The organism is Weissella viridescens (genome assembly GCF_001437355.1).
GTDB lineage: Bacteria > Bacillota > Bacilli > Lactobacillales > Lactobacillaceae > Weissella > Weissella viridescens.
In genome coordinates, this window is record NZ_JQBM01000007.1 from 14,687 (window position 1) to 30,390 (window position 15,704).

The 15,704-nt window shown below is 39.6% G+C and carries 16 protein-coding genes; 1 reads left to right on the top strand and 15 read right to left on the bottom strand.

What is annotated here, in order from left to right; genetic code table 11:
• The first annotated feature begins 68 nt into the window (after positions 1 to 68).
• Entirely contained in the window at positions 69 to 1,241 is a 1,173-nt protein-coding gene (locus tag IV50_RS07545; protein WP_057747196.1) for a DUF998 domain-containing protein, read from the top strand.
• Between the two features lie 95 nt (positions 1,242 to 1,336).
• Here the strand turns inward: IV50_RS07545 and rpsT are convergent, their stop codons facing one another.
• The 15 genes from rpsT to tgt form a co-directional block, all read right to left on the bottom strand.
• A complete protein-coding gene (rpsT, locus tag IV50_RS07550; RefSeq protein WP_057747198.1) occupies positions 1,337 to 1,591 on the bottom strand; it encodes a 30S ribosomal protein S20 in 255 nt (84 codons plus the stop codon).
• A 54-nt stretch (positions 1,592 to 1,645) separates the two neighbouring features.
• A complete protein-coding gene (rpsO, locus tag IV50_RS07555; RefSeq protein ID WP_057747200.1) occupies positions 1,646 to 1,915 on the bottom strand; it encodes a 30S ribosomal protein S15 in 270 nt (89 codons plus the stop codon).
• A 139-nt stretch (positions 1,916 to 2,054) separates the two neighbouring features.
• Positions 2,055 to 3,080: a DNA polymerase III subunit delta gene (gene holA / locus IV50_RS07560; protein ID WP_057747202.1), complete on the bottom strand. Its 1,026-nt coding sequence runs from the start codon at positions 3,078 to 3,080 to the stop codon at positions 2,055 to 2,057.
• 66 nt (positions 3,081 to 3,146) lie between these two features.
• Positions 3,147 to 5,384 (bottom strand): DNA internalization-related competence protein ComEC/Rec2, encoded by a 2,238-nt coding sequence (locus tag IV50_RS07565; protein WP_057747204.1) that lies wholly within the window; start codon positions 5,382 to 5,384, stop codon positions 3,147 to 3,149.
• Complete coding sequence (locus IV50_RS07570) at positions 5,381 to 6,016, bottom strand: helix-hairpin-helix domain-containing protein (protein WP_057747206.1); 636 nt, start codon at positions 6,014 to 6,016, stop codon at positions 5,381 to 5,383. Before IV50_RS07570 ends, IV50_RS07565 begins: the two co-directional genes overlap by 4 nt.
• A gap of 92 nt (positions 6,017 to 6,108) precedes the next feature.
• Positions 6,109 to 6,381 carry a DUF1292 domain-containing protein gene (locus tag IV50_RS07575; protein ID WP_057747208.1) on the bottom strand — a complete coding sequence of 91 codons (273 nt, stop codon included), beginning with the start codon at positions 6,379 to 6,381 and terminating at the stop codon, positions 6,109 to 6,111.
• Positions 6,382 to 6,433: 52 nt separating this feature from the next.
• Positions 6,434 to 6,724 (bottom strand): DUF1292 domain-containing protein, encoded by a 291-nt coding sequence (locus tag IV50_RS07580; RefSeq protein ID WP_057747210.1) that lies wholly within the window; start codon positions 6,722 to 6,724, stop codon positions 6,434 to 6,436.
• A gap of 15 nt (positions 6,725 to 6,739) precedes the next feature.
• A complete protein-coding gene (gene ruvX, locus IV50_RS07585; protein WP_057747212.1) occupies positions 6,740 to 7,174 on the bottom strand; it encodes a Holliday junction resolvase RuvX in 435 nt (144 codons plus the stop codon).
• Positions 7,174 to 7,422 carry an IreB family regulatory phosphoprotein gene (locus IV50_RS07590; RefSeq protein ID WP_057747214.1) on the bottom strand — a complete coding sequence of 83 codons (249 nt, stop codon included), beginning with the start codon at positions 7,420 to 7,422 and terminating at the stop codon, positions 7,174 to 7,176. Before IV50_RS07590 ends, ruvX begins: the two co-directional genes overlap by 1 nt.
• A gap of 38 nt (positions 7,423 to 7,460) precedes the next feature.
• Positions 7,461 to 10,109, bottom strand: coding sequence for an alanine--tRNA ligase (alaS, locus tag IV50_RS07595; protein WP_057747216.1), 2,649 nt, complete (start codon positions 10,107 to 10,109; stop codon positions 7,461 to 7,463).
• 321 nt (positions 10,110 to 10,430) lie between these two features.
• Positions 10,431 to 11,780: a DEAD/DEAH box helicase gene (locus IV50_RS07600; RefSeq protein WP_057747218.1), complete on the bottom strand. Its 1,350-nt coding sequence runs from the start codon at positions 11,778 to 11,780 to the stop codon at positions 10,431 to 10,433.
• A complete protein-coding gene (locus IV50_RS07605) occupies positions 11,773 to 12,723 on the bottom strand; it encodes a DHH family phosphoesterase (RefSeq protein WP_057747220.1) in 951 nt (316 codons plus the stop codon). Before IV50_RS07605 ends, IV50_RS07600 begins: the two co-directional genes overlap by 8 nt.
• A 48-nt stretch (positions 12,724 to 12,771) precedes the next feature.
• The gene (dinB, locus tag IV50_RS07610; RefSeq protein WP_057747222.1) at positions 12,772 to 13,881 is read right to left on the bottom strand and encodes a DNA polymerase IV; all 1,110 of its coding nucleotides are present in this window, start codon (positions 13,879 to 13,881) and stop codon (positions 12,772 to 12,774) included.
• Between the two features lie 61 nt (positions 13,882 to 13,942).
• Positions 13,943 to 14,338: a preprotein translocase subunit YajC gene (gene yajC / locus IV50_RS07615; RefSeq protein ID WP_069201691.1), complete on the bottom strand. Its 396-nt coding sequence runs from the start codon at positions 14,336 to 14,338 to the stop codon at positions 13,943 to 13,945.
• Between the two features lie 20 nt (positions 14,339 to 14,358).
• Positions 14,359 to 15,507, bottom strand: coding sequence for a tRNA guanosine(34) transglycosylase Tgt (gene tgt, locus IV50_RS07620; protein WP_057747223.1), 1,149 nt, complete (start codon positions 15,505 to 15,507; stop codon positions 14,359 to 14,361).
• Between the last annotated feature and the right edge of the window lie 197 nt (positions 15,508 to 15,704).

The window sequence follows — 15,704 nt, forward strand, 5'->3', positions numbered from 1 at the left end:
TCTTGTATAATTAAATGGATTAGGCTCAATCGCAGTTTACGATTGACGAGATAGGAGTTTCACAGAACATGTCAGATTCAGAAAAATACTATATTGAGATCCCCGAAGCGGTCGTAAATGCTAACAGGATCCATGCTACCAGTGATATTACAGCAGTCTTCTCAAATGGTCGCATCACCTTAAAGGAAAAATCAGCAGATAACCAGAACGAACGTTCCTCAATCCGCGGTTTCCTCCTAACCTCACTATTAGCAGGAATTCTTGCCTTTATTGTCTTTCACATTCAGGAACTTAAGACCGTTCCTTTACGTGGGGGAAACTCAATTACACAAGTTTCAATTTATCTCAGTTTATTTTTTGGGACATTAGCCTTTTTTGGAACCGTCATCAAAGTTAAAAAACATAAGCTGAGTGAGTTAAAATGGCGGCATATCATCACCCTCACCCTCGCTGCAGCTTTAATTTTATTTGCAGTGTTAGCCATGTTTTTCAAAATTTTCTCAACAGCGTTTATTGGATTAAGATTGGATATGTATACGACTTCCATTTTAGTTGGCTTGGTCGTTGGTATCAGTACGTACTCATTAAGTGCTGCTGCCAACTCGATTAATTTTTCAACAATTACGTATACTTTAATCGTTTTACTTTTCGGAGGAATTTTATTCTCCATGATTACGAATGGACGGCCCGATTGGTGGCAGCATAACTTTAGTTACTTAGGCACTGAGAATGTTAAAAATGCCATGTACTTCAATTTCACACTTATCTTTTCGGGTCTAATTATGTTGACTTTAGTTGATTATCTTTTCAGTGGACTACATGCAACATTCAACCAAAATCGACGGATGTTCTACTTGCGTATTTTATTTTCGCTTCTAGCCATCACCCTCGCCGGTGTCGGTTTGTTCCCAAATAATCCTGGCTGGACGCATACTGTACATGATCATATTGCGCAATTGCTAGTCTTGTGGATTTTAATTATGATTGTTGGAATTAAATGGCTGCTACCCGATGCGAGTCATGAATTTACCGTGACATCATACACAGTTGGTGTCTTACTCATTTTGTCTGATATTCTCTTTCAACACTTACATTATTTATCATTGACTGGATTTGAAGTCACGGCATGTGGCCTAGTTTTCTTTTGGCTGATTCTTTTGTTACTTCACTTACGTAATCTTGCTTTACCAGAAGCACAATTCCAAACAAAGATTATTAAAGCAAACTCATCATCAATTTAAACTTTAAGCTAGCAGCCTTCAACTGCTAGCTTTTTTTGTACAAAAAAAACACCCAATCTAATGATTGGGTGTTTTAATTAATAACGCTTTTTTGATTACTTGTTCAACAAAGCTGAAAGACGTGACTTGTCACGTGAAGCCTTGTTCTTAGAAATCAAGCCCTTTGATGCAGCGCGATCAATAGCTGATGAAGCGTTAACAAACAATTCGTTAGCATTGTCTGAACCAGCTTCTACAGCCTTACGGAACTTCTTAACTTCAGTACGGTATGCACTAAGTTGTTGAACGTTACGCTCGCGTTGTACTTTGTTTAAGCGGGCACGTTGGATTGATGACTCAATAATTGGCATCGCTTTTTCCTCCGATGATATATGTCAAAATGTACGCTGTTAAATGTATTAAAATTAACGACGCAATCCAAGCTTTTGGATCAATTCACGATAACGTTGAACGTCGTTATTACGTAGGTAACGCAACAAGTTACGACGGTGACCGATCTTCTTCATCAAACCACGTTGTGAGTGGTAATCGTGCTTGTGTTCTGACATGTGTTCGTTTAATTCGTTAATGTCAGCAGTCAAAACTGCAACTTGAACTTCAACTGAACCAGTATCACCTTCGTGACGTGCGAATTCCTTAATGATTTCATTCTTGCGTTCTGCAGAAATAGCCATGTTGGATATCCACCTTTCATATTTTATAGTCGCCACCATACAACGTAAAACGACGGTGAACCGTCAAACATAGTATGGGGTCGTGTGCTTAATGCACTTGACCATAATACCTAACATTAATTCAAAATGCAAGGATTAATTAAGATTTTAAATCATTTTGATAACGCAACACAAATAACTCAAATAACATTTCTGGATCTTTTTGTGTTGATTTTAGTTCTTTTTCCATCTCTGATAACCCTAAAAATGCGCCAGATAATGCTTTATATGAGAAGCGACGCACAGTCTTTTTCGCTAGTTTAACACGATATGGATGTACTTTAAGTGCTGTTGCAAGCCCTTGTTCGCTTTGTTTACTCGTTTTAACTTGGATAAGTAAACGAAATTGGCTAATCATTGCGCCCAATAATCGGAGCGGTTCTTCCCCAGAAAAAAGCAATTCATGATACAGTTCAACGGCTTGGCGTAAGTTCTGGTTCAACAAGTTATCAATCAACTCAAAAACGTTTTGGCTAAGCGTACGCGTCACGAGTGCGTCTACACTCGCAGCATCAATATGCTTTGTCTCCAAAGCATACAGTTTCAACTTTTTTAACTCATTCATGACGGCAGTTACTGACATGTCAGTTAGCCTGAAGAGTAGTTGTAACGCATCCCCATCTATCACATACCCATCCTCGTGCAGATTATGCTCAACCATTTTTTGCAAATCACGTTCACTAAAATCTACAAATGAAAGATATGTCGCACGTTCTTTTAATAGCTTCGTCACTTTCTTTCGGCCATCTAGTTTGTCATACGGTGCGATAATGATCAAGACAGTCTGTGGCTCAGGTTGCTTCACATATTCAATCAGATCGTCAACATTATGCTCAATTTTACCGCGACTTGACTCACCCGTTAAAAATTGCGCTTGATCAATGATTACAACGCGTCGATCACCAAAAAAGGGGACGGACTTAGCATCATCAATCGCAACACTTAGCGCCGTTTCACGCATATCAAATTGCGCTAAATTCAACATGCGATCTTCATTCGGGATTAAATTAATAAATAAATGTCGAACAACATCCAACAGATATTGATCATTTCCTTGAATGAGATAAATTGGGTCGATTTGACCAGCTTTTATATTTTGTTCCAACTGTGTTAAATTGATAGCCATTTTACTCCCCACTACGTTTACATTTCTTTATCCATAATCACACGGGATATCAAAAAAAACAAGTCATCACTTTAGATTTAACGCAAAATCAGTTTTCAAAACATTAGATTCCTTACGCACGCGAATCATCCCACATTCTGGTGTCTGGTAGGTTTTTACATGACCTGCTTTCAATCGCGCAACCACTTCTGCATGTGGATGTCCAAACCGATTATGCACCCCTGCTGAGATAATACCTATTTTGGGATTAAGTCGTTTTAAAAATGATTCAGCCGTACTTGTTTTTGAACCATGGTGTCCCAGCTTCAAAATATCTATTGGACCTAACTTAAACTGTTGCAAAATACGTTGCTCACCTGCCTGATCCAAATCACCAGTTAAGATTAGACTTAACCCGTGCGTTATTACATTAAGTGCTATTGAATCCGCATTCTCTCCTTTTCCGACATGGTCCGGTGCCAAAATCATCACCCCTGGTACAGGTGTATCACCGGCCCTCACAGATTCAATCTGTGTATTTTGAAGCTTTGACATAATATGTCGCGGTAAATGCATCCCCATCGGTACCAATATTTTATTGATACGATAGACACTCAATAGCCCCTCTAAATTTCCAATATGATCCGCGTCTTTATGAGTCAGTACGAGTACATCGATGGTCGAAATGGCCTGCGCTTTCAGATAAGACACAATTGGCCGAGCACCATATATGGCTTGACGTTTCCGTTGTTGCTCACTTTGATTAAATAAGACCCTACCACCCACATCAACCAAAACTGATTCGCCTGTATCAAGTTTAAAAAATGTTGCATCTCCCTGTCCCACATCAAAAAGGACAACTTGGTCATTTGTGCGGATTGTACCCATTAGCCCCACAATGGCATACACGACAGCCAAACAATACCACCACCGTGGATGCTGATAAATGATACATATCAATGTGATTAAACCCATAATACTGAATAGTACTATTGATGGTTTACCAAAGAAAAGCTCACCAGGGCAATTTGCTATATGCACTAATCCTTTTTGGATATAACAAATTATCCAATCGATGTGCATCACCATGATGGAGAGCTGTAGCATTTGTGCTAAAACACCGATAATGACTAAAGGGCAAATCACATAAGCAAAACAAGGAATCGCGATCAAATTGGCTAGAATACTAATTGGGTGCCAAGTAAAAGTAGACCAGATGAGTAACGGTAAGATTAACAAATTTAATTGGATACTGACTTGCCACCATTTGAGTTGGTTGAACCAAAGCAACCCAAAACTCAATAGGCAAGATAGTTGACCACCCAGATGACATAAAAGGCCAGGTTCGATTAATAAACTCAATAAAATTGTTATGCCCCATAAATCAAACCGAGAACAACGACAATTTTTAAGTTGCACAAAATGTTCGGTCCCCGTTGCTACAACTGAACGAATGATGCTTCGATTATCACCTGCAAATATCCAAAAAACAACTAAGATAATTTGACTCGACCAAAGACGCATTTCTTTCAAAAACTTTAAACGCCGACAAATCAGATACCACACCTGGCAGACCAAGTGAACTTGAAATCCCGAGATACTGAATAAATGAATGAGGCCCATTTTGCTCAATCCTTGATTATCTAGGTAGAAATCAGGTCGCACATAGCCTAATAATAAGGTTTCTCCATAGTCACGCAATCCACTGGGTAATTGTTCAAACCATTCAACGAGATGAACATGCCAAGTTCGAATCAAATTAACCAGGGCATTAATCGTGAAAAACTGATACTGCGTTTGTTGACACTTAATAGCCGAATTCGCAACTAGCTTACAGACAATCCCCCGAGAGTACCAATAACGCTGCATATCAAATTCAAATCGATTACGCGGTCCATCTATCCGTTGATAGGTGTATCTTGCTTCAATTTCAAAGGCACCATCATATTTTTTCAAAAAATTGTACGCTGAATGAGACAGATGTCTCACCTGGAACCTCACTTGTTCATTTGATCCTAAAGTTGTACCGACACCTGATAGTCCTTGCTCCGTTAGCTGACATTGATCAATATGTGACATAACAATCTTAACCTTTGGCACATCTTCAACATACCGTAAAGGGGTCTGAATGGTTTGCCGATAGTTTACCCAATAGCCACTACAAATAAACATTACGATACCTAAAATTTTAATTGAGGGACCATGATACATGGCTACTATGATGCCAACGTACATACCTAAAATAAACGCCCAATATTGATCCGCTATGAAGTTTAAATTTAATGCGATTCCTGCAAGACCAGCCAAAAAATAAATACCATTCATGATAAGAAATAAGGTCGGATCTTTTGAAGCGTTTTGGGCCCAAATCCAGAAACTTGTGTTAAATCATCTATACTTTTGAAAGGCCCGTTCGTTTCACGAAAACTAATAATATCTGCAGCCCGCTTCGGACCAATCCCTGGAATTTCTTGTAACTCCGTAACCGATACTTGATTGATATCCAGTTTTGCCTTGGCGTTTTCAGCCACGCCTTCGTGTCCAGACAATGCATTAGTGACAGTTTCTCCTTTCTTTGGAATGTATAACATTAAACCGTCGGTCAATTTTTGTGCTAAATTAACGTTTCGTGTATCTCCATGCGGTGTGAGACCACCTGCACGTTTAATCGCATCTTGCACAAGCTCATTTTGGTTGAAAGTATAAACATTCGGAGCCTTTACATGGCCTTTAATATCAACGCGCAGGGTATTAACTTTGACATTTTCTCGTTTGCCTTCTTGACTGTCATCTTTTGGAGGTTGAGCCACCGGCAGTGGCTTTTGTATTTCGGGTTGGGTTTTTACATGATGCTGTACTAATAAATACCCCATCCCCATCACGATGATGATGAATAGATACTTTAGCAGACTATATTTTTTATAATAATCGTGTAATTGTCGGATGATTGCTTCCATGTCCATGTGCCTCCCCTCGATTTTTTTCGATAATAGAGACGAGTCTACATAAACAATTTACAAAAAAAAGACACCCAATGGGTGTCTTTTTTTTAAAGTTGACCAGCGTCAAGAATAGTATTCATAACTTCTTCAACCATCTCAAATTCGGTATCTGTTTCAATTTCTGACAAAGCATCTGCTGCATCAGCATTCTTATCATATCTAAATGGTAATAATTCAATATCGCTTGCATCACTTTGGTCAGCAGCCCGTAAAACAATGTACGATTGGCTACCGTCATCTAAATCAAAGTTAAATAACTCAACAAATTGAGCACCATTGCCGTCTTCATCATAAAGTGTGAACATTTCTGGATTATCCATATGCGCCTCCTTGACTAAAAAAGTAGTTGTCATACTGACAACTACTTTCAGATTATTCTTCTTCTTCTAAATCATCGATGAATTGATTTAGCTTTTCTTCAACCATAGCTAACTCAGCATCATCTTCAATCTGATCTACAACACCTTCAGTGCTTTGTTCAGTTTGTTCTGGATGAAAAATAAATGGGTACACATCAACTGGTTCTTCAAAATCAGCACCAGCTGGGTAAACAATAATGTAGTCTTTATTAAATTCATCACTGTGGAATGTAAATAGAACCTCAAACAGTTCTTCATCCCCTTGCTCATTTGTTAGTGCAATTACATTTTGTTCGTCTTCCATAATCGTAACCTCCTTTTAATTAACCAAAGATCCTTTCCGATCTAAATAGTTTTGTAAAATTAACGCAGCAGCCAATTTATCAATGACTTTTTTACGCTTTTTTCGTGACGTATCCGCCTCTTCAATCAACATACGTTCGGCTTCAACCGTTGTCAAACGCTCATCTTGAAAATCAATTGGTAACCCAAAATTTTCTTTCAATAATTCTCCGTAGGCCTGTGCTGCTTCAACACGTGGTCCTGAAGTATTGTTCATGTTTTTAGGTAACCCAAGTACAAAACCGGATGGTTGATATTCTTTTACCAACTCAGTCATACGGTCCATACCAAATTCATTATTGTCTTCATCAATTGGGATGATTTCAACACCCTGTGCTGTCCATCCCAAAACGTCTGAAACTGCCACACCAACCGTTTTTGAACCAACGTCTAATCCTAATAATCTACCCATTACTTATCCAAATAGTACTTGACTAATGCTTCAATAATTTCGTCTCGCTCAAATTTGCGAATCAAATTACGGGCATCGTTAACACGTGGAATGTACGCTGGATCATTTGAAATTAAATATCCAACAATTTGATTTATAGGGTTATACCCTCTTTCCTCAAGTGCAGCATAGACTGTCTCGAGCATTTTACGGACGTCATGATCTTCATTAAAGTTTAAATTAAATAATTCTGTATGATCTGAACTCATCACAAACTCCCTTCGTTTGTTACATTAAGCCGTATTGATTACTTTTCAGCTAACCAAGTGCTTGCATCTGCAAAGGCTTTTTGAATACCTTCTGGATTCTTACCACCGGCTTGTGCCATATCGGGACGGCCACCACCACCACCACCGATAGCGGGAGCAATCTGCTTAATTAAGTCACCGGCTTTAATACCGGCTTTAACACCTTCTGGACTAACTGCTACAAGTAAGTTAACTTTATCACCCAAGTTAGCTGCTAAGACAAGTACTTCAGATGGTTGTGCTTGCTTCCATGAATCTGCGGCACTACGCAACCCGTCCATTGATTCAACTGAAAGTTCAGCTGTGATTAAAGTATGGGTCCCAATTGTTTGGACATCATCAAAGGCTGAAGCAGCACTTTGTGTTGCTAATTTTTGCTCGAGAGCAGTTGCTTGACGCTCAGCATCCTTGAGGCTGGCTTGAAGTGCTGCAATCTTATCATTAATTTGACTTAATTGCGGTGCTTTCACTTGTTCAGCTGCCTTATTCAACCAAGCATCATGTTGTTTAAATAGCTTCATTGCACCTTCACCAGTGACGGCCTCAATACGGCGAACGCCCGCACCAACACCTTGCTCGCTGACAATCTTAAAGATTCCCAATTCAGCCGTTGAGTTAACGTGTGTACCACCGTCAAATTCGGCGTTGAAATCGCCAATTGAAACAACTCGAACCGTATCTCCATATTTTTCAGAGAATTCAGCAACAGCACCCATTTTCTCAGCTGTTTCCTTATCAGTCTCAATCCATGAAACTGGCAGATTTTCAATAATTTTAGCGTTAATTAAGTCTTCAATTTCTTGCAACTTTTCAGCTGGAACAGCTTCATTGTAACTGAAATCATAACGCAAATTATCTGCGGTCACAAGTGATCCTGCTTGCGTTGAACGGTTACCAAGAATATTACGGATTGCTTGGTCCAACATGTGTGTTGCGGTGTGGTTCTTTGAAACAGCCGTATGATAAGGAGCGTCAACTGCCAAGTGATAATGTTCATTCACAGACAATGGCGCCTTAACATCAAGCGTGTGTAGGTGTTGTCCATTTGGTGCCTTTTGCACGTCAACAACTTCGGCAACTACTTCTTCAGCACTATTCAGAACAACACCACGATCAGCTACTTGCCCACCCATCTCAGCATAGAAAGGTGTCTTATCAAATACCGCAACAATTTGTCCTGAATCAGCAGATTCAGCTAACATATCATCAAAGATAATGTTAACCAAAGTTGCATCTTCAACTTCAAGATCAGTCCAACCAACATATTCAGACTCAGTGTGTAGGTCAGTCAACAGACCATCTTGAATCCCCATTGACGCCTGCTTACCACGTGCCGCACGAGCACGGTCTTGTTGTTCTTTCATTGCAGATTCAAAACCAGCTTCATCGACTGTCAAACCATTGTCTTGGGCTTCCTCGATGGTGATTTCCAATGGGAAACCATACGTATCGTACAACTTAAACGCAACACCCCCATCAATCACACCACCATTTTGCTTGGCGTCATCCATAACATTCTGAAGCAATTGCAAACCTGCTGTCAGTGTCTTGTTAAAACGGTTTTCTTCCTTTTCAACAATTGAAGCAATATAATCCGCATTTTCCAATACTTCAGGATAATAAGATTGCATAATTTGCCCAACAACCGGCACTAAGTTTTTCAAGAAGACTTGGTTAATTCCCAAACGGCGTCCGTGAACAACCGCGCGACGAAGCAAACGACGGATAATATATCCACGTCCTTCATTTGAAGGCAATGCACCATCACCGATGGCAAATGTCACTGCGCGAGCATGATCAGCAATCACCTTGAATGAAACATCCAGCTCAGGATCATCACCATACTTCTTACCATCACTCATTCCTTCAATCGCATGAATGATTGGTAAGAATAAGTCAGTCTCAAAATTGGTATCGGCATGCTGGAAAACAGATACAAGTCGTTCAAGTCCCATCCCCGTATCAATATTCTTATGTGGCAATTCAGGATAATCCTTATTGTCAGTTAATCCAGGTAAGTGATTATATTGTGAGAACACAATATTCCAGATTTCCAAATAACGTTCGTTCTCACCACCCGGATAATTTTCTTCGTTGTCGTCTGGATCGTACTTAGATCCGCGATCGTAGAAAATTTCAGTATCAGGACCAGATGGACCTTCACCAATATCCCAGAAGTTGTCAGGTTCTTCATAAAGATGATCCTTAGGCAATCCAACGACGTCTAACCAAATTTGCTTAGATTCGTTGTCATCTGGATAAACCGTAACATATAATTTTTCTGGATCAATATCATACCATTCTGGGCTAGTAAGTAGTTCCCAGGCCCATGGAATCGCATCTGTTTTGAAGTAATCCCCAATTGAAAAATTCCCCATCATTTCAAACAGCGTATGATGACGAGCTGTATGCCCAACATTTTCAATATCATTAGTACGAATTGCCTTTTGTGCATTGGTAATGCGTCGATTTTCTGGAATAACACTTCCGTCAAAATACTTCTTTAGCGTTGCTACCCCCGAGTTAATCCAAAGCAAGCTTGGATCATCTTTTGGAATCAAGGATTGTGATGGTTCAATTGCATGCCCCTTACTTTCAAAAAAGCGAAGGAACATCTCACGCGTTTCAGCTGATGATAATTCTTTCATGGATATAAGCCTCTTTCTTTTTAAATTAAAAAAAGACAGTCGATTGCAATACGGAGACGCTAGAACGCGGTACCACTCCGTTTGCAATGACTATCTATATCATTACCTCTTTAAAATCGTTAACGCCGATTAACGGTCTGCTTTCACAAACACTTTCGTGAGGGAGCATGAACTTAATTTCGCATTACTTCCACCAACCGTAATGTCTCTGTATATCGAATTAGAAAGTTCTCATCCTCTTGAAACATTATAGCATATTGGTTGATTGAGTGGTACCACATTTCGTCGGAAACCGTCTCAATAATCTGATGCTATATAAACTTATTTTGACTTACGTGATTTACGTGTTGCACGTTGTTGTTGACGATCTTCAACTCGCTTTTTATAAGCCGCGTCACGTGCAATTTCACTTTTAATACGATGCTTATAACCAGGCTTCACATTCTTCTTCTTCTTCTTGACCATACCAATCATCGTGGGATCAAGTTTCTTTGTTGACTTGGTACGTTGCGTTCGACGGCGACGATCAGCAACTGCTTTTAGCTCGCCCTTAGACAAAACCATTGGCTCAAACTTAACTCCCATGTTTTCGACTTCGGTTACCTTTGCATCTTCGTCTGGAGAATACAAGGTAATGGCAGTCCCTTCTGCCCCATTACGTCCCGTACGTCCAACACGGTGCACAAAGAATTCAAGGTCGTTTGGAATACCATCATTAATAACCAGCGAAACACCTGGGATATCAATTCCCCGAGCAGCTAAGTCTGTTGCAACGACATATTGATAATCAAGATGTTGAATTTGTTGCATGGTCCGTCGACGTTCACGTGGTTGAATGCCACCATGAATTTCAGCAACCTTGAGACCACGTTCCTTCAATTGGCGTGCAAGTTCATGGGCGCGTTCTTTCGTATTCGCGAACACTAAAGCCATGTATGGATTTCCCATTGTTAGCAAATTAAAAATTAATTCATCCTTTGCCTTACCCTTGGTATCCATTAAGACATTTTGAATGGTTGGAGAAATAACTGTTTCAGCTGGAATTTCTTCAACAACAGGATTGTTAAGATACTTCTTCAAAAATGGTTGTAACTTTTGAGGAATTGTTGCTGAGAAGACAAGCATTTGCAAGTCTTCTGGCATCGCTCCGGCAATTGCGTCAACTTCATTCAAGAATCCCATATCCAAAGTCATATCAGCTTCATCGACCACTAAGGTATGTGCTGTATGAATATTCAATGCACCACTTTGATACAAATCTTTAATTCGACCAGGAGTTCCAATAACGATTTGTGGTTGGTTCGACTTTAATTGTTGGATTTGACGATTCTTATCAGTTCCACCAACAAATAATCCAATACGCGGCTGTTCATCTTCGGGGAATTGATCCGCAATTTGCTTTGAAGCTTGGTAAATTTGTTGGGCCAATTCACGTGAAGGTGTTGTAATCACGGCTTGGACTTGTTGCTTTTTGACGTCAAGCTTTTGGAAAATAGGTAGCAAAAAGGCGTGCGTCTTTCCTGATCCTGTTTGTGATTGTCCAACCACTGATCGTCCCTGTAAAATCACCGGAATTAACCGGGATTGAACTGGCGTTGGATCATTAAAGTGGATGGCATCAAGCGCGCGATAAATTTCATCACGCAAATGATAGTCATTAAAATTAGCCATTGTTGTGCTCCTTTAGTAATTGATTCATTTCATAAATAATGTCTTCTAGTTCTGCATCATTTTGAGCAATTGCTCCTGATGCCAATGGATGTCCACCGCCACCGTGACGCTTAGCAATATCATTAATTGGAATTTCGCGTGACCGTAACCGGGCACGATAGAAACCTTCGTCTTGTTGCTCAAAAACGGCCCAAGCTTTTGCAGCGTTAATTTTTCCCATTAAGGGCACAATAAACGCCGTTCCAAAATCCCCCAAATCAAAGGATTCTAAAATTTCGTTTGTCAACACGATATAGTTGAATCCCTCATCGGTTAGGGTCATATGCTCATAAACATACCCAGAAACTTTTGCTGCCTCGGGTGAAATTGTATCCATCATTTGATTCAATTTCGTCCAGTCAAAATTAAACTTCATTAAATCCGAAACTGTGGCCATTGTACGTGAATCAGTTGCATATAGAAAACGACCTGTATCGCCAACAATTCCAGAATAAAGGCAAGCAGCACCTTTATCTGATAGTTTTAATTCATTTTCAAATTCTTTATAGAACGAGAATACCAGTTCAGAAGATGATGAGACTGATGTATCAACCCACGAATAATCGCCATATGGCTCATCGTTTGGATGATGATCAATTTTAATGAGTGTTTTCCCTTCTTCGTAACGTTGATCATCTACACGAGGCTCATTCGCTGTATCTGTCACGATGACCAAAGCATCTTCATAAGTTGCATCATCAATCGTATCCATGTCCCCCATCCATTCTAAGCTGTGGACTTGCTTTCCAACTACATAAACTCGCTTATCTGGATAAGTTGTACGGATAATTTCAGCCAAGCCCATTTGTGATCCGACTGCATCTGGATCAGGACGTTGGTGTCGATGAATAATAATTGTATTTGCGGCTTTAATTTGCGCTAAAATTTGTGTTTGTGCTGTCATAATATGTCCTTTAATTCTCTGTTCCTTTAAGTATAACACAGGGCTCACTTAGCTCTCGTATAAACTCAATGTAATATTTTCAAATGAAATCGGTGTCAGCCCAGTTACCGTCAGCCCGACTAATCTTAAAGGCGTTGTATAGCCACCGATTTCTTCCAAAATATCTACGGCTAAGTTGTAAATCACATTGGGGTCATTTTCAATAAAATCATTAAAGGTTGCCCGATGGGTCGTCGTATTAAACATTTCATCTCTCAATTTTAAAACTAATGTTTTACCATGCATCTTTTTATTCTTCAAAGCCTGAACAACTTCTTTTGCAATACTTCGGCTTTCATCCAACGTTTCTTGTTCCGATCGAACTGGAGGGTTGAATGTATGTTCTTTACCAATTGATTTACGTTGTCGCTCATACTGGACTGGTCGATCATCAATTCCACGAATCCGTTGATACAATTCAAACCCCTGTTTACCGAATTCATCAATTAATGTATCTTGGCTGAGTTGGTATAAATCATTGCCATTTTCAATATGCAATTCATGCATTCGTTCTGCTGTTTTTGTCCCCACACCTCGAATTGATTCAATCGGTTGGGCATCTAAAAATGGTCTAATATCTTCAATTCTGATTACAGTTAAGCCAGCAGGCTTGTTATGTTCAGAAGCAAGTTTGGCAAGGAACTTATTAAACGAAATGCCAACTGAGGAAGTGAGTGCCAGTTCATCAAAAATTTTCTGTTGCAAACGATGTGCAATGGTAACTAAAGACTCCTCATAATCAGATAAGTCTAAATATGCTTCATCAAACGCAATCGGCTCAATTTTATCAGTAAATTGGTGAAAAATGCCGTGCACTTGTTCTGAAACTTTTCGGTATTTATCAAAATCCGGTGTCACAAATACAGCTTCTGGTGCTTTTTCTAGCGCTTCAGCAGCACTCATGGCAGAATGAACACCTACTTGACGCGCGTGATAATTTGCAGTAGCCACCACACCGGTCCCGCCAGTCTTACGTGGGTCTCTGGCTAGAATCACCTGTTCATCTTGTAATGCAGGATTATCTCTAATTTCAATTTGTGCATAAAAGGCATCCATATCAATATGTAAAATTTTACGACTCGCATCAATTTTTAAAGGGAATTGTAACCATGCACACATGTCTTCGCCTCACTATACAAATGAAAAGAGACTCAAAGAATAATCTTTGAATCTCTTTAGATTACTTATCTTCTTGCTTTTCGGCAGCTTTGGCACCATTTTCATCGGCTGAATCAATCAATTGTCCTGTTTCTGACACAACGTCCACTTCTTCAGGTGTGTCGTCATCAACATGATTTTCAACTAATTCTTCATCTGTTTTGATTGGTTCAACTGTACGTACAGCACTCATTTCATATGTTAAGAATGAGCCGTCCGCGTCAAGCGCAACCGTCTTGTGGTCCTCACTAACTGAAACAACCTTAGCGTGTAAACCACCAATGGTAACAACTTCATCACCAGGCTTAATTGATGCCAAAAGTTCTTTTTGCTTTTCTTGACGTTTCTTTTGAGGACGAACCATCATGAAGTACATCAAAACAATCAGCAATAAAATCATAAGTAGGGAACTATTCATAGTAATACCTCTTTCTCTTGTTAGAATAAACGTGCATTCTTTTTGTTATAACCATAGTTTTCCATTAGTTCAGCTCTGAAGTCCAATAGACGATCTTCAGCAATTGCTTGACGCATATCTTCCATTAACTTTAATAGATAACGCAGATTGTGTACACTCGCAATGTTTTGCCCTAATAGTTCGTTTGCATTAAACAAGTGGTGCAAGTAAGCCTTTGTATAATGCGTTGATCCGTAGTCATCTAAATCTAAATCAATTGGTGAAAAGTCATTTTTATACTTAGCATTTGTGATAACCACTCGTCCATGCTTAGTCATTAATGTACCATTACGTCCGATTCGTGTTGGTAGCACACAATCAAACATATCAATACCACGCATAACGCCATCCACAAGTGAATCAGGCGCTGCGACTCCCATCAAGTATCGTGGCTTATTTTCTGGTAACCAAGGCACAGTAAAGTCAAGAACACGATTCATTTCTTCCTTAGACTCACCAACTGATAATCCACCAACCGCATATCCCGGCAAATCCAAAGAAACCAAATCATTAGCAGATTGCTTACGCAATTGCTTAAATCCTGCTCCTTGCACAATACCAAATAACGCTTGATCTTCAGGTCGCTTGTGTGCCGCCATGGCTCGTTCAGCCCAACGTGATGTACGTTCAACTGAATTTTTTACATAATCATAAGTTTCAAAATATGGAATTGCTTCATCTAATTGCATCATCACATCAGAACCTAAATTATTCTGAATGCGCATAGCAACTTCCGGTGAAAGGAACATTTTTTCGCCATTCAAGTGGTTTCTAAATGTTACCCCCTCTTCGCTTATCTTATTATGTTGTGAAAGTGACCAAACTTGGAATCCACCTGAATCAGTTAGGATTGGCCCATCCCAATCCATGAATTTATGCAAGCCACCCGCTTGGGCAATTAATTCATCACCTGGGCGTAACCATAAATGATATGTATTTGCTAAAATAAATTGTGAATGAATTTCACGTAATTCACGAGTTGAAACGTTCTTAACAGTTGCTTGAGTCCCAACGGGCATAAACATTGGCGTCATTACTTCACCATGAGGCGTTGTAATTTTTCCAAGCCGGGCTCCAGTATGCTTCTCAACGTGCAACAATTCATATTTTACTGCATAATCTTCTGCCATTTTCTACTCCTTTCTTTTGACGTATTTATTAATCACTTGTCTACTAGTATACCAAATTTCCATAGAAATATCTGCTTTGATTAACTTACTGTAAAATAAAAAGGTTACTCCACTAATAACATCAGCAAAGTAACCTTATTCGAATGGACGATACAGGGATCGAACCTGTGACCCCCTGCTTGTAAGGCAGGTGCTCT

Coding starts and splice junctions, on each gene's coding strand:
- IV50_RS07545 (WP_057747196.1), top strand. CDS start 69: ATGTCAGATTCAGAAAAATACTATATTGAGATCCCCGAAGCGGTCGTA.
- rpsT (WP_057747198.1), bottom strand. CDS start 1,591: ATGCCAATTATTGAGTCATCAATCCAACGTGCCCGCTTAAACAAAGTA.
- rpsO (WP_057747200.1), bottom strand. CDS start 1,915: ATGGCTATTTCTGCAGAACGCAAGAATGAAATCATTAAGGAATTCGCA.
- holA (WP_057747202.1), bottom strand. CDS start 3,080: ATGGCTATCAATTTAACACAGTTGGAACAAAATATAAAAGCTGGTCAA.
- IV50_RS07565 (WP_057747204.1), bottom strand. CDS start 5,384: ATGAATGGTATTTATTTTTTGGCTGGTCTTGCAGGAATCGCATTAAAT.
- IV50_RS07570 (WP_057747206.1), bottom strand. CDS start 6,016: ATGGAAGCAATCATCCGACAATTACACGATTATTATAAAAAATATAGT.
- IV50_RS07575 (WP_057747208.1), bottom strand. CDS start 6,381: ATGGATAATCCAGAAATGTTCACACTTTATGATGAAGACGGCAATGGT.
- IV50_RS07580 (WP_057747210.1), bottom strand. CDS start 6,724: ATGGAAGACGAACAAAATGTAATTGCACTAACAAATGAGCAAGGGGAT.
- ruvX (WP_057747212.1), bottom strand. CDS start 7,174: ATGGGTAGATTATTAGGATTAGACGTTGGTTCAAAAACGGTTGGTGTG.
- IV50_RS07590 (WP_057747214.1), bottom strand. CDS start 7,422: ATGAGTTCAGATCATACAGAATTATTTAATTTAAACTTTAATGAAGAT.
- alaS (WP_057747216.1), bottom strand. CDS start 10,109: ATGAAAGAATTATCATCAGCTGAAACGCGTGAGATGTTCCTTCGCTTT.
- IV50_RS07600 (WP_057747218.1), bottom strand. CDS start 11,780: ATGGCTAATTTTAATGACTATCATTTGCGTGATGAAATTTATCGCGCG.
- IV50_RS07605 (WP_057747220.1), bottom strand. CDS start 12,723: ATGACAGCACAAACACAAATTTTAGCGCAAATTAAAGCCGCAAATACA.
- dinB (WP_057747222.1), bottom strand. CDS start 13,881: ATGTGTGCATGGTTACAATTCCCTTTAAAAATTGATGCGAGTCGTAAA.
- yajC (WP_069201691.1), bottom strand. CDS start 14,338: ATGAATAGTTCCCTACTTATGATTTTATTGCTGATTGTTTTGATGTAC.
- tgt (WP_057747223.1), bottom strand. CDS start 15,507: ATGGCAGAAGATTATGCAGTAAAATATGAATTGTTGCACGTTGAGAAG.